Below are 12895 nucleotides of genomic sequence, written 5' to 3' on the forward strand. Positions count from 1 at the left end.
AGCCGCACGTGCACCACGTCAGCCGCCAACTGGGAGTGCCCGCGTGAGTGATCAGCACGACAAGCCGTTCCTCCAGATCGTGGTCTGTGCGGCCGGGGTCGCCGCTGACATTGGTCGGCTGATCACCGCAGCACAGGAGCGGCACTGGGACGTCGGCGTCGTCGCCACTCCGCAAGGGCTCGGCTTCATCGACGCGGAGGCGGTCGAGGCCCGGACCGGCCGCCCCATCCGCTCGGCCTGGCGATCACCGGGGGAGCCGCGCCCGAGTCGACCTGCGGATGCGATCGCGGTCGCCCCGGCCACCTTCAATACGGTCAACAAGTGGGCCGCCGGGATCTCCGACAACCTCGCGCTGGGCATCCTGTGCGAGGCGCTGGCCATGGGCGTCCCGGTCGCCGTGCTGCCGTACCTGAACTCCGCCCAGGCCGCGCACCCCGCATACCGCCAGAGCCTGGAACGGCTGCGTGAGATGGGCGTGATGATCGGTTCCTACGAGCCTCACCGGCCGAAGGCGGGCGGTGGGGCCGATCGCTACCGCTGGGAGGAAGTGCTGGAATTGCTCGCCCCCAGGCTGTCTGTGCCGTCGTGATCAGCGCCGTCGTGCTTGCGACGGGCGCGGGGGCGAGACCGCGGCTGCTTCGTGGGTCGGCGTGCTGGGGCGCTGTGGTGCCTCTTCGGGCCGTGCTGCGCTGCGGGCCTGTGCTGCGCGGTCGCGTGCGCTGGGCGCGGGCCCTGCGCTGAAGCGCTGTATACGCCAGGCCAGGGTCCTTGCGGGGGAGCGGGCGTCGTCCAGGGCACGTTGGTCGGCGGCCTGTCTGAGGAGTCGCTCTGGGTCGTGGCCGAGTGCTTCCGCTTCGGCGAGTGCGGCGGTGAGGGCGTCGATAGCGGGGTCTTTAAGGACCTGCTCCGCGTGCTCGGGCACGGCCCGACGGATGTGGTGGATGTGCCGGTCCACAGTCTGTTGGGGCGTTCGGTGCTGGACGAGGGCGGCCAGGGGTGCGGCTGCTGCCTGGTCGTAGGCGGCTTGGAGGTGGAGCAGGGTCTGCTGGGCGGCAGCGACCTGCTGGTCGTGGTGGCGGAGCTGGTGCCAGCGGGCGGCCGCGATGGCGACGAGGATCACGGCATCGAGGAACCTTGTCAGAACCGTGCCGTCCCTGGGCGCGGGCTCGCGGAGCAGCGCCCGTACGGCGCCTCGCAGGGTACGGGCGTGGTGGTGTTCAGCCTGAATGCGGGAGCGAGTGGCGCGCTCGAAGGCGGAGGCCGCCTCGCGGAGTTGGGCGCGGATGGGTGCGGGTGTGAGGAGGGGTAGGGCGTCGAGGGCTTCGCCGAAGGCGGCGAGGTGGGCCTGGGAGGCTCGGTCGTCGTTTCCGGTGAGGTGGTGGGGGATGCGTTCGGCGGCGGCGGTGGCTTGGTGCCAGGGGTTGGGCCCGCGCCGGCCCGGCTGGTTGGTGGGCTGCGGGTCGGTGGCTTCCAGGCGTGCTCGGATCTTGGGGAAGGACAGGTCCGGTGCGAGTTCGGAGCCGGAGTACCAGATGGGTTCCTTGCCGGCGGTGGTGTTGTCTTCGCTGGCGACTTTGTAGCCGCGTACGTCGCCGGAAGGGAAGTACACGACTTCGACCAGCACGCCGTCGGTGTGGCTGAGCAGGCGGATGAACTCCTCGATGCTGGTGGTGGCGGCCACGGTGGTGCGGACGATGGCGCGCAGGCGTTCGCGCGCCGGCTTGCTCTGGCCCTGGCGGCGGGCCTTTTCCTGTTCGGCGCGGGTGGGGCGCTTGGCGGCGGTGCGGTCTCCGCGGGTGACTTGGAAGAGGCCGTATTCCTTTTCGATGGTGGCGAGTTCGCGGTCGGCGGTGAGGTAGTCGTTCCAGTGGCGGGCGGTGCGCAGGTCGCCGCGGACCTTGGTGGCGGCGATGTGGATGTGGTCGGGGGCGTGGCGGACGGCGACCCAGCGGCAGCCGTCCGGGTCGTCTTGTGGCGCGATGCCGGTGGCGGCCACAACGCGGCGGGCGATGTCGGCCCACTCCTCGTCGCTGAGGTGGCGGTCGGTTGTGGCGGCGCGGAGGGAGCAGTGCCAGACGTGCCGCTCGGGGGCTCGACTGAGTCGGCGGGCTTGCTTGACGCGGAGGTCGAGGTCGGCCACCAGGAGCTTCTTCGCGGCGGTGAAGTCGTCGCTGCGGCCGGGGTCGGGGGCGAAACCGTCCCAGGAGGCGACGAGGTGGGGGTCGGTGTGGTCTCTGGCCTTCTTGGTGTCGAACAGGTAGCGGATCAGGCCGGCCGTGTCCTTGCCGCTGCTGATCTTGGCGATCACCGGGCTGCCTTCTTGGTGACGGTCTGGTTCGCCGCTGCCGCGATCTCGCTGATGGCACCACGGACCGCGCCCAGGGTGCGTTCGGTCTGGGCCAGGGTGGCGGTATCCCCAGGATGTGGATGAGCGCCGGAGTTGAGCTTCCGAGCGATCTGGTTGATGTTGTGGCCGATCTTGGCGACCTGCTCACGCAGGGCGGTCAGCTCGTCGATGTAGTCGTCGAGCGGCGTGCGCTGGCCGGGTAGGGCGAGGTCGCCGTGGATGTGGGCCATGACGACGGCGCCGACGTAGTGGGCGCCGGCGATGTTGAGCGACCGGGCCCTGGTGAGGATGGCGGTCTTCTCTTCGACGCTGTAGCGCACATCGACGCGTTCCTTGCGCTGGGTGTCTTTGCGCTTGCGGCGACGGGCGATGCGGTGCAGGGCGGCGGCTTCGGAGGCGCGCGGCAGGAAGACGGCCGCGGCCTTGGCGGGCTGTTCCCCCTCGGGCGCCCCCTGGCGCCCGAGGATCTCCGCCACCCTTGGGGCGGAGCCCCCGTTGGACCGGCCCTTGGACGGTCCAACGGCATACCTTGCTGCTGCTCGGTGGGCGGGCCCGAGGAACTCCCCGCGGGGGCGGAAGGGGGCGTCGTCTGCGGGGTCATCGCGCATAGTCGTGCTCCAGTGGTGTGTGGACAGGGCTTCGTCACGTCCGTCGCATCCGTCCCGTGGCTGGTCAGGACAGGTACGGACTGGCACGCAGGTACGGATCGATCCGTCGCGGCGAGGAAATCCGTCCCCGCGCTGACCTGCGCGGGGACGGATGGGACGGACTGAGACGGTCCCAGAGGGGGGCGGGTCAGCGGGCGTGCTTGGGGCCGGTGGCACCGGATAGACCGATGGGCAGCGGCCCGGCCGGAGGAGTGGGCGGTTTGCCCGGGGCCGGACGTGCGGGCATGAACTCGTGCCCACCTGCGTGGGCCGGCTGCGCGGGAGCGGTGGTGGGGTCGGGGCAGTAGCGGGCCCAGGCGTCGAGGAACTGGTTGCGGGCGTACGCCTTGGCCTGACGGCCCTGCTCGAAGCGGTAGTTGGCCGGACGGATGCCGAAGTCCCTGAGGAGCGCCGACAAGTGGTAGACGTTCAGCCCCTTGGAGCCGTAGTCCGGCCATGGGGACTCGGCGTCCGTCAGTAGCGCGGCGAGCAGGTCCTGCGAGCGCAGGGCCTCCTTGTTGCCTTCCTGTTCGAAGACGCGGCGGATGTCGCGCAGCAGCCGCGTCTTCAGGGTCGTCTGCTCGTCCTGGACGGCCTCGTGCCGGGGCATCGCCAGGCAGGCGACGCGGGCGCTGGCGGGCCAGTGGCCGCCGGCCAGGTCGGCGACGATGACCAGCGGCTCCCAGGTGTCCGCGGCCCGGTCCTCGACCGGCATCGCCGGCACCAGACCGGCAGCCGTGCCACGCAGTGGGGTCAGCCATGCAGTCAGCCGTTCGCGCAGTGCGTTCAGTTCGGGCACGGAGTACCGCGAGCGGAACGGGGTGATCCGCTCGCCGGGCTTGCGCTTCTGCATGCGGAGCACGACCGCCCGGTCCATGATCGTGTCGGGCAGGTCGCCGATCCCGGCCAGCGCGGCCATCGCGAAGGTGGGGAATGCCGTCGGCTTGTGCTCCGGCCCGGAGATCCGCCAGGCGGGTCGGTTGCGCTGGTGCCCGGCGTTCAGCAGGCCGCGCAGGTCCTCCTTCTCGCCCGCCTTGGGGCCGAAGATGGTGTCGGCCTCGTCGACCAGCAGCGTCGGCGGGTTCTTGCCGATGACGCGGAAGACCACTGCGGGAGAGGTGTTCACGGTCATCATCGGCTGGTGCACGGTCTCGTGGAGCACGTCCAGGACGCGGGACTTGCCGCACCCCTTGGTCGGACCGACCACCGCCAGACGTGGTGCGTGCTGGAGGGCGGGCTGGATGTGGGAGGCCGCCACCCACAGCGTGACCGCGGTCAGCGCCTCCTCGCTCGGCAGCACCACGTACCGGCCGATCGTCGCCCGCACCTCGTCCAGCAGCACGGCACCGTCCTCCGCCGTCCCGCCGCCGGCGCTTCCACGGTCCCCGGCCCTCGAACCGTCGTCCGGGACCACGGTCCCGTCCTTCGCCTGCCCGGTCCCGGTCCCCGCGGTCCCTCGGGGGCCACGGTCCCCCCGGGCGATGCCTGCATCCTGGGGACCGGTCCCCACGTCGGGGACCAGGGGGCCGGGACCGGGCTCTTGGTCCCGCCCTGGGGACGGGACCGGTCTGCCCGGATCGGCACGGTCCCCAGCCTGCGGTCCGGTCCCCACGCCGCCGGCCTGCATCTCTCCTACACCGACGGATATCCGGTCCCCGGCCCGCGCCCGGTCGTGGGACGGGACCGCACCCTCCGGCGGCCACGGAGCAGCTCCATGGTGCGGTCGGTCCCCGGTCCCCGTATGAGGGGACCGGCCCCCGGGGTTCGGTCCCAAGGGACGGGCCCCACTGTGGGGACCGTTTTCGGATTCGACGCGGGAGCCGTCCCCTGTCCCCTGACGTGGGGACCGTGACTCGGCCCGGTCCCCATTGCGACGGTCCCCGTTGCGCGGGACCGTCCCCTGCCCGGGGACTGCTACGGGTGGCCAGACGACCTTGGGCCCGGCCTCCGCGCCGGCGGACGCACTCGCGGCGTCCGAGGACGTAGGGTCCTCCATAGACGTTCCTCTCTGGTGAGGGACAGGACGGGCGAGGTCCCGCCCCTCACCGGTTCGTTCAGGGATGGGCGATGCGCAGGGGAATCTCCGGCCCTCGGCGTTGGCGCGCCGGGGGCCGCTCTGTTCCCCCGTGAGTCATGCCGTGAGGTCGTACGAGGTCTGCCGGTCGAGCCAGGCGTCGACTTCGTGCCAGCGGTAGCGCAGGTGGCGGCCGACCTTGTGCACGTTGGGGCCGATGCCCCGGTACTTCCACTGGTAGAGCGTCTTCACCGGCACCCCGAGGTACTCGGCGACTTCCGCCGGGGTGGCCAGGGGGCCGCGTCGGGAGGCGTCGGCGGCGGTGTGGACAGGACGGGGGGAAAGGCTCGGCATAGGGCTCCATTTTCGGTTTCGGACAACAGCGTGGACAACACGGCCACACCCCGGGTGAAGAAGTCCAGAGTTGGTTCTAGAACTCTCCAGCAGTTCCCATTGGGTGGCCGGGGAGTCATAACCGTAAGGGCGAATCGCCGGTCAACCAAAAAGTTAGTGCCGGTGCGATGGGCGGCTCGTAACCGCAGGTGGTGGCCCCCACCGGATGCTGCTGCAAGCTACACTGCGCTCACTTTCCGCATCGCGCTAAAACCGCAGTGCGGCTTTCGGGCGTCTTGCGTCGGGTAATCTCCGGATCAATTCGCGACCCGGCGGGCAGAGACTTCTTTAGAGTTCGTGAACCAACTATTGCCAAAGGCTCCGGCTGCAAGTTACAGCTACCTGTCATGGCAACTCGACCTCTTGAAATAGGCCCCGCCGGCCTCCACGCCGCCCGCGCCATCGAACACATACGAATGGCGCTCGGCCTCACCCAGCATCAACTGGCCGCCCGTTGCACCGCGATGGGACGCCCGATGACCAACACCGCACTCAGCCGTACCGAACGCGCCCATCGTCGCTGCGACATCGACGACCTCGTCGTGATCGCTGCAGCCCTCGGTGTTCCGCCGACGGCTCTGTTGCCACTTGGGGCCCGCCCCGACGCCCATCCTCGCCACGTCGACGCAGATGCCCGCGGCCGAGCCCGGGAGGCCCTCCTTGGCTGACGTGTACGACCGCTGGCACAAGTCCCATCCCAAGCCGGACGAGACCCAGTGCGGCGAGCACAAGAGCCGCACCCGGCGGATGGTCCCGACGTCGGACCACGGAATCGGGAAGCGCTGGCAGGTCCGGTACCGCGATCTGGACGGCCACCAGCGCAAGGAGAACTTCCACACGAGGGCCGAAGCCGACAAGCGGGCGGCCGAGGTCGACGTCGAGATCCGGAGCGGCAGTTACGTCGTCCCCGCCGAGACGAAGCAGACGCTCGGCGCCTACGCCCGGAAGTGGCTCGACGCGAACTCGGTGGGCCCGACCACGGCCCTTCGCTACGAGGCCACCGTCCGCAACCACATCGTCGCCCACCTCGGCCGGCGCGAGCTGCGGTCCCTGAACAAGCCCTCGACCATTCAGGGCTGGATCCGCACGCTTCAGGACGGTGGCTTCGAGGTGTCGACGATCGAGGGCATCTTCGACATCCTCTCCAGCATCCTCGGCATGGCCGTGGAGGACGGGCTGCTGCCGAAGAACCCGTGCAAGTCGAAGTCGGTCAAGCTGCCGACCGCGACCAAGAAGAAGATTGTCCCCTGGCCCCTGGAGCGCGTACGCGCCGTCATCGCCGGGCTACCCAAACGCTTCCAGGCCGGCGGCAGGCTCGCCTTCGGCTGCGGTCTGCGCCAGGGCGAGGTCTTCGGCTTCGCCGTCGAGGACATCGACTTCAAGGGCGGCTGGATCCACGTCAACCGGCAAGTGCGGCTCGTCGGCACGAAGCCCGTTTTCGCCCTGCCCAAGGGCAACAAGATCCGGTCAGTGCCGCTGCCGGCTCAGCTGGCGGCTGCCCTCAAGGCCCACATGAAGGAGTTCCCAATGGTCGAGGTCACCCTGCCCTGGGCCAAACCGGACGGCGAGCCGACGACCGTACGCCTCCTTTTCGTCGACGAGAAGGACCGGGCCTACAACCGCAGCGTCTTCAACATGGGCGCCTGGAAGCTTGCGCTGGCCGCCGCCGGCGTGATCCCTCCCCGTAAGCGCGGGGCGAGGTACCTCCAGGCGGCCCCGGAGGACGGCATGCACGCCCTCCGGCATGCTTACGCCTCCGTGCTCCTGGACGCGGGGGAGAGCATCAAGGCGCTCTCCGAATACCTCGGTCACTCGGACCCCGGCTTCACGCTGCGGACGTACACGCACTTGCTGCCGTCCAGCGAGACCCGGACACGCAAGGCGATCGACGACGCCTTCACCGAAGCCGAAGAAACCGAAGAAGCCGAAGACGACGGCGCTCCGCCCGCCGCCCAGGGCACATCAGCACCACCAGCGAAACCAATGTGCCCTCAATGTGCCCTGGCCGCCTGACGACCCCTCCGGGCACATGACGAGGGCGGGACTCGAAAGCCCCGCCCGCACACCAAGAAACCCCAGGTCAGGGCCAGACCAGGCAGTACGGCTGGTGCCCCGCCTCGTGCAGCCGGTGGCTGAAGTCCTGCCACTCGTGGAGCAGTTGGTAGACGTTGAACGCGTCGCTGGGGCCGCCGCGGTCGGGGACCGTGGACCAGATGAAGGCGGCCGCGCCCACCGTCTCCTCGCCTATGTCGCGGAGGCGGTCGACGGCCGTCATCGGGAGTTTCACGACCGCGTAGTCGGGGTGCAGGACGACCAGTTCCAGCGGCGGCACCTTGTGCAGGGGGACGCCCTCTATGCCGGTGAGGACCATGGCGGCCATCGTCTCCGGCTTGATCTTGGTGAACATGCCGCCCATGCCGAGCTCGTCGCCGCCGAGCTCCTCGGGGCGCATCGAGATCGGGACGCGGGCGGCGGTGGCGCCGTCCGGCGCGCCGAAGTATTTGTAGGTCACCCCCACTCGCCCACCCATCCTGCTTCCCGCGCTCGACGGGTCGATCGGCTCGGCCTCGCCCGGAGCACCGTGTGCCCGACGGGCCTCGTCCGCCTCTTCCGCCTCGCGCCGGTGCCTTCCCCGCCGGGAACGTCGAGGACCGAGGTCGTCAGTCCCCTCGCCCAGTCCGCCACCGCGATGCATATCTCCACCCGACTGCTTTTCTAGGCCGCGTGGCCCCGCCGCGCAACCCGATCATCGTGTCAGTGACCTCCCCCACGGCCGCCCGCCGAAACGTGCGGTGCTGCATCTGCCCGCGGGTCCTTCCCAGCGCCCGGCCGCCCCGGGCCGGGTGAGCTGTGTGCACTCCCACGCCAGTTTCGCAGATCACGGGCGAATCGGGACCGGATGCCTTTGTGGGGGACCGAATACCCGCGTCCGTGAACGGCCGCGGGGGCGACCGTACGAAACACGCGTACGAAATGGTTGTACGAAAGGGTGGTACGGGCAGGCGGGGCCGGATTACTCACCCGGTCCCGCGGAGGGCTTCGGGCGGGGGCGCGGCCCCCACTCCGGGCCCCGGCAGGAGCCGGGCTCCGGTTCCCCGTCCGCGCCTGGCCTACCCTGAACAGGTCACTCGCAGCCCGAGTCCGAGATGTCGGAGATGCCGGAGAAGTCGCAGGTCATGAGCGAACTGCCCTACCCGTACGAAGCCCAAGCCTCGCAGGCGCTGTTCGATCGTGCCGCGGCCGTCACCCCCGGTGGCGTGAATTCACCGGTGCGTGCCTTCCGGGCCGTCGGTGGCACGCCCCGGTTCATGGTGTCCGGCACCGGTCCGTACCTGACCGACGCCGACGGACGGGAGTACGTCGACCTCGTCTGCTCCTGGGGGCCGATGATCCTCGGGCACGCGCACCCCGAGGTGATCGCCGCCGTGCAGGACGCCGTCGCGCGCGGCACCTCCTTCGGAACGCCCGGTGAGGGCGAGGTCGCGCTCGCCGAGGAGATGGTCGCCCGGATCGAGCCGCTGGAGCAGGTCCGGCTGGTGTCCAGCGGCACCGAGGCCACCATGTCGGCCATTCGGCTCGCCCGCGGCTTCACGCAGCGAGCCAAGGTGATCAAGTTCGCCGGCTGCTACCACGGCCACGTCGACGCGCTGCTGGCCGCCGCCGGGTCGGGCGTCGCCACCTTCGCCCTGCCGGACACCCCCGGTGTCACCGGCGCCCAGGCCGGCGACACGATCGTCCTGCCCTACAACGACCTCGACGCCGTACGCGCCGCCTTCGCCGCGCACCCCGGCGAGATCGCCTGCGTGATCACCGAGGCGTCCCCGGGCAACATGGGCGTCGTCCCGCCGCTGCCCGGGTTCAACCAGGGGCTCAAGGACGTCTGCGCCGCGAACGGCGCGCTGTACATCTCCGACGAGGTCATGACCGGGTTCCGTACCAGCCGCGCCGGATGGTTCGGCGTCGACGGCGTACGGCCCGACCTGATGACCTTCGGCAAGGTGATGGGCGGCGGCTTCCCGGCCGCGGCCTTCGGCGGGCGGGCCGACGTCATGGCCCACCTCGCCCCCGCCGGACCCGTCTACCAGGCCGGCACCCTCTCCGGGAACCCCGTCGCCACCGCCGCCGGGCTCGCCCAGCTGCGGCTGCTCGACGACGCCGCCTACGAGAAGGTCGACGCCGTCTCGGAGCGGATCCGCTCCCTCGTCACCGAGGCGCTCACCAAGGAGGGCGTCGCGCACACGCTGCAGAACGCCTCCAACATGTTCTCCGTCTTCTTCACCGACCGGCCGGTGAAGAACTACGAGGACGCCAGGACGCAGGAGTCGTTCCGCTACACCGCCTTCTTCCACTCCCTCCTCGAGAACGGCGTCTACCTGCCGCCCTCGTCCTTCGAGTCCTGGTTCGTGTCCACCGCGCACGACGACCGGGCCGTCCAGCGGATCGCCGACGCCCTCCCCGCGGCGGCCCGAGCGGCAGCGGAGGCGACGGCATGAGCGAGAGCACGGACAAGAACACGGGCACCAGCACGGGGAGCACGGGGAACGGGGACCTCACCGTCGTCCACCTCATGCGGCACGGCGAGGTCCACAACCCGGAGGGCGTCCTCTACGGCCGTCTCCCCGGCTACCAGCTCTCCGAGCTGGGCCGGCGGATGGCCGACCGGGTCGGCGAGCACCTCGCCTCCCGCGACATCGTCCACGTCGGCGCCTCCTCGCTGGAGCGGGCCCAGGAGACGGCCCAGCCCATCGCCAAGCCGCACGGACTGGACATCGCCACCGACGACCGGCTCCTCGAAGCCGAGAACGTCTTCCAGGGCAAGACCTTCGGCGTCGGCGACGGAGCACTGCGCCGGCCCGAGAACTGGAAGCACCTCGTCAACCCGTTCAAGCCGTCCTGGGGCGAGCCGTACGTCGAGCAGGTCGTCCGCATGATGGGCGCGCTTGGCGCGGCCAAGGACGCGGCGCGCGGTCACGAGGCGGTGCTGGTCAGTCATCAGCTGCCGATCTGGATCGTGCGGTCCTACGTCGAGAAGCGGCGGCTGTGGCACGACCCGCGCAAGCGGCAGTGCACCCTCGCCTCGCTGACCACCTTCACCTACCTGGGCGACAAGATCGTTTCCGTCGGCTACAGCGAGCCGGCCCGCGATCTCGTCCCCGCCCATCTCCTCGCCAGCGCCAAGCCGGTGAAGGGCAAGGGCGCCCCCCAGGGCAAGGCCTTCGGGGCCTAGGCCCGGCACGGCCCCGAGCGGGCCGCGCACCTGACGGCCCGGCACGCTTTCGTGACGTTCGTTGCGGAACCTTCGCACGGGGTGAGGAACCTTTGTTCCCGTCGCGTCCTCTGAAGGAGTGAACACCGGAGGACGTGACGATCGGGGATGTCATGCGTGCGCTCACCCGCAGGGGAATGCTCGGACTCGGCGCGGGGGCCGCCGCGGCCGTCTCGTTGGCCGGCTGTGGCGGCGAAACGGGCTCGGGGCGTACGGGCGGTTCCCAGGGCGGGGACTCCACGGGCGGTGACTCCCAGGGCGGTGACTCCACGGGTGGTGACCGTTCCGGGAAACCCGAGCCGACGAAGACCGCCCGGCCGATCGGCGACGGCTCCACCGCCTTCACCGGCAAGCAGCCCCACCAGCCCTCCCGGCCGGTGCCGCTGGAACCGGGTCAGGCCCCGCCGCAGTTCGTCGTCTTCTCCTGGGACGGGGCCGGCGAGGTCGGCAACGGTCTCTTCCCGCGCTTCCTGGACCTCGCCGAGGAACACGACGCGCACATGACGTTCTTCCTCTCCGGCGTCTATCTGCTGCCCGAGTCGAAGAAGCGGCTGTACGACCCGCCGAACAACCCGCGCGGCGCCTCCGACATCGGCTACCTCACCGACGACCACATCAAGGACACGCTGAAGAACGTCCGCCGTTCCTGGCTCGAGGGCCACGAGATCGGCACCCACTTCAACGGCCACTTCTGCGCCGGCTCCGGCAGCGTCGGCAACTGGACGCCGCGGCAGTGGCGCAGCGAGATAGACCAGGCGAAGTCGTTCGTGAAGGAGTGGCGGACCAACTCAGGCTGGACGGACCTGCCGTCGCTGCCGTTCGACTACGACAAGGAACTCGTCGGCGGCCGTGCGCCCTGTCTGCTCGGCCAGGACAACCTGCTGACCACCGCCCGCGACCTGGGCTGGCGCTACGACGCCTCCTCGCCCGGCGGCCTGCAGGTCTGGCCGTCGAAGCGCCAGGGCATATGGGACCTCCCCCTGCAGCAGATACCTTTCCCCGGGCGGTCCTTCGAGGTCCTGTCGATGGACTACAACATCCTCGCCAACCAGTCCGTCAACTCCACCAACGCGCCCGCGCGCCACCACCCCGCCTGGCGGGAACAGGCCACTCAGGCACTCATATCGGGCTTCAAGCGGGCATATGAGACGAACCGGGCACCCTTCTTCGTCGGCAACCACTTCGAACAGTGGAACGGCGGCATCTACATGGACGCCGTCGAGGGTGCCATCAAGCACATCGCGCGGGAGAGGGAGAAGGGCGGCGACGTCCGCATGGTCTCCTTCCGGCAGTTCACCGACTGGCTGGACGTGCAGAAGCCCGAGGTGCTGGAGCAGTTGCGCACGCTGGGGGTCGGGCAGGAACCGGCCGGGGGCTGGAAGGGCTTCCTGTGCGGCTCCGGCGGTACGGGCGGCTCCGGCGACACCGCGGGGGCGGGGGCCGGGACGGGCGCGGGGGCGGGCGCCGCGAGCAGCGCCTGATATGCGGGTTTCCGCCCGCAAGGGGGGTGCCCAAGATCCCCGGAACGGACATGCGAAACTTTTCACATGAGTGCCGTCAGCCGCGCCCCCCAGCGCTCGAACCGCGCCACCGGCGTTTGTGACACCGGTGCCCGTGCCGCCCGCGTGCGTCCCCCGCGCGCCCGCGCCTCCCGCCGTGCCGCCCTGACCGCCGGCGCCGCGGTGGCCGCACTGCTGCTCACCGCGTGCGGTTCCGGAGGAACGTCCGGCGGGGGCGGCAACACCAACTTCGTCACCGGCACCGACGGCATCTCCACCGCCGCCAAGGGCGAGCGCGCCGCCGCGCCCGAGCTGTCCGGCAAGACGCTCGAGGGCGAACACCTCGACGTCGCCGACTTCCAGGGCAAGGTCGTCGTCCTCAACATGTGGGGCTCCTGGTGCAACCCGTGCCGGGCCGAGGCCAAGTACTTCGCCAAGGTGTCCAAGGACTACGCCGACCAGGACGTGCAGTTCGTCGGCATCAACACCCGCGACAGCACCACCGGCGCGGCGCTCGCCTTCGAGAAGGACTTCGGCGTCACCTACCCGAGCCTGTACGACCCCACGGGCAAGCTGATGCTCCGCTTCGAGAAGGGCACCCTCAACCCGCAGGCGATCCCCTCCACCCTGATCCTGGACCGGGACGGCGGGATCGCGGCCCGCTCGCTGACCGCACTCAGCGAGGAACGGCTGCTGAAGATGCTCGAGCCGGTCCTCGCGGAGAAGTGA

Annotated in this window: 12 protein-coding genes; 7 read left to right on the plus strand and 5 right to left on the minus strand. The window is 70.4% G+C overall.

Annotated features, from left to right (window positions below; translation table 11 throughout):
• The first annotated feature begins 43 nt into the window (after positions 1–43).
• Positions 44–589 carry a flavoprotein gene (locus OHB56_RS24345; RefSeq protein ID WP_406355636.1) on the plus strand — a complete coding sequence of 182 codons (546 nt, stop codon included), beginning with the start codon at positions 44–46 and terminating at the stop codon, positions 587–589.
• Here OHB56_RS24345 and OHB56_RS24350 read toward each other — a convergent pair whose 3' ends face one another.
• The 4 genes from OHB56_RS24350 to OHB56_RS24365 form a co-directional block, all read right to left on the minus strand.
• Positions 590–2308: a relaxase/mobilization nuclease domain-containing protein gene (locus OHB56_RS24350; RefSeq protein WP_406355638.1), complete on the minus strand. Its 1719-nt coding sequence runs from the start codon at positions 2306–2308 to the stop codon at positions 590–592. It lies immediately after the preceding gene.
• Positions 2305–2823: a plasmid mobilization relaxosome protein MobC gene (gene mobC / locus OHB56_RS24355; RefSeq protein WP_406359208.1), complete on the minus strand. Its 519-nt coding sequence runs from the start codon at positions 2821–2823 to the stop codon at positions 2305–2307. The genes OHB56_RS24350 and mobC overlap by 4 nt, the downstream gene beginning before the upstream one ends.
• 319 nt (positions 2824–3142) lie before the next feature.
• Complete coding sequence (locus tag OHB56_RS24360) at positions 3143–4408, minus strand: DUF3631 domain-containing protein (protein WP_406355640.1); 1266 nt, start codon at positions 4406–4408, stop codon at positions 3143–3145.
• A gap of 717 nt (positions 4409–5125) precedes the next feature.
• Complete coding sequence (locus OHB56_RS24365) at positions 5126–5362, minus strand: helix-turn-helix domain-containing protein (protein WP_326754147.1); 237 nt, start codon at positions 5360–5362, stop codon at positions 5126–5128.
• 386 nt (positions 5363–5748) lie between these two features.
• On the opposite strand from OHB56_RS24365, the gene OHB56_RS24370 reads away from it, so the two are divergent.
• Both OHB56_RS24370 and OHB56_RS24375 read left to right on the plus strand, forming a co-directional pair.
• Complete coding sequence (locus OHB56_RS24370) at positions 5749–6069, plus strand: helix-turn-helix transcriptional regulator (RefSeq protein ID WP_326754148.1); 321 nt, start codon at positions 5749–5751, stop codon at positions 6067–6069.
• A 1-nt stretch (position 6070) separates the two neighbouring features.
• Entirely contained in the window at positions 6071–7414 is a 1344-nt protein-coding gene (locus OHB56_RS24375; protein WP_326757117.1) for a tyrosine-type recombinase/integrase, read from the plus strand.
• Between the two features lie 67 nt (positions 7415–7481).
• On the opposite strand, the gene OHB56_RS24380 is transcribed toward OHB56_RS24375, so the two are convergent.
• Complete coding sequence (locus OHB56_RS24380) at positions 7482–8096, minus strand: hypothetical protein (protein ID WP_326754149.1); 615 nt, start codon at positions 8094–8096, stop codon at positions 7482–7484.
• Between the two features lie 481 nt (positions 8097–8577).
• On the opposite strand from OHB56_RS24380, the gene hemL reads away from it, so the two are divergent.
• The 4 genes from hemL (at position 8578) to OHB56_RS24400 (ending at position 12895) form a co-directional block, all read left to right on the plus strand.
• Positions 8578–9894: a glutamate-1-semialdehyde 2,1-aminomutase gene (gene hemL, locus OHB56_RS24385; protein ID WP_326757118.1), complete on the plus strand. Its 1317-nt coding sequence runs from the start codon at positions 8578–8580 to the stop codon at positions 9892–9894.
• Positions 9891–10628 (plus strand): histidine phosphatase family protein, encoded by a 738-nt coding sequence (locus OHB56_RS24390; RefSeq protein WP_406355643.1) that lies wholly within the window; start codon positions 9891–9893, stop codon positions 10626–10628. The genes hemL and OHB56_RS24390 overlap by 4 nt, the downstream gene beginning before the upstream one ends.
• A 152-nt stretch (positions 10629–10780) precedes the next feature.
• The gene (locus OHB56_RS24395) at positions 10781–12148 is read left to right on the plus strand and encodes a hypothetical protein (RefSeq protein ID WP_406359209.1); all 1368 of its coding nucleotides are present in this window, start codon (positions 10781–10783) and stop codon (positions 12146–12148) included.
• Between the two features lie 66 nt (positions 12149–12214).
• Positions 12215–12895, plus strand: a complete 681-nt coding sequence (locus OHB56_RS24400; RefSeq protein WP_326754151.1) for a TlpA disulfide reductase family protein — start codon at positions 12215–12217, stop codon at positions 12893–12895.

It is taken from the genome of Streptomyces sp. NBC_01635 (genome assembly GCF_045209715.1).
GTDB classification, from domain to species: domain Bacteria; phylum Actinomycetota; class Actinomycetes; order Streptomycetales; family Streptomycetaceae; genus Streptomyces; species Streptomyces hirsutus.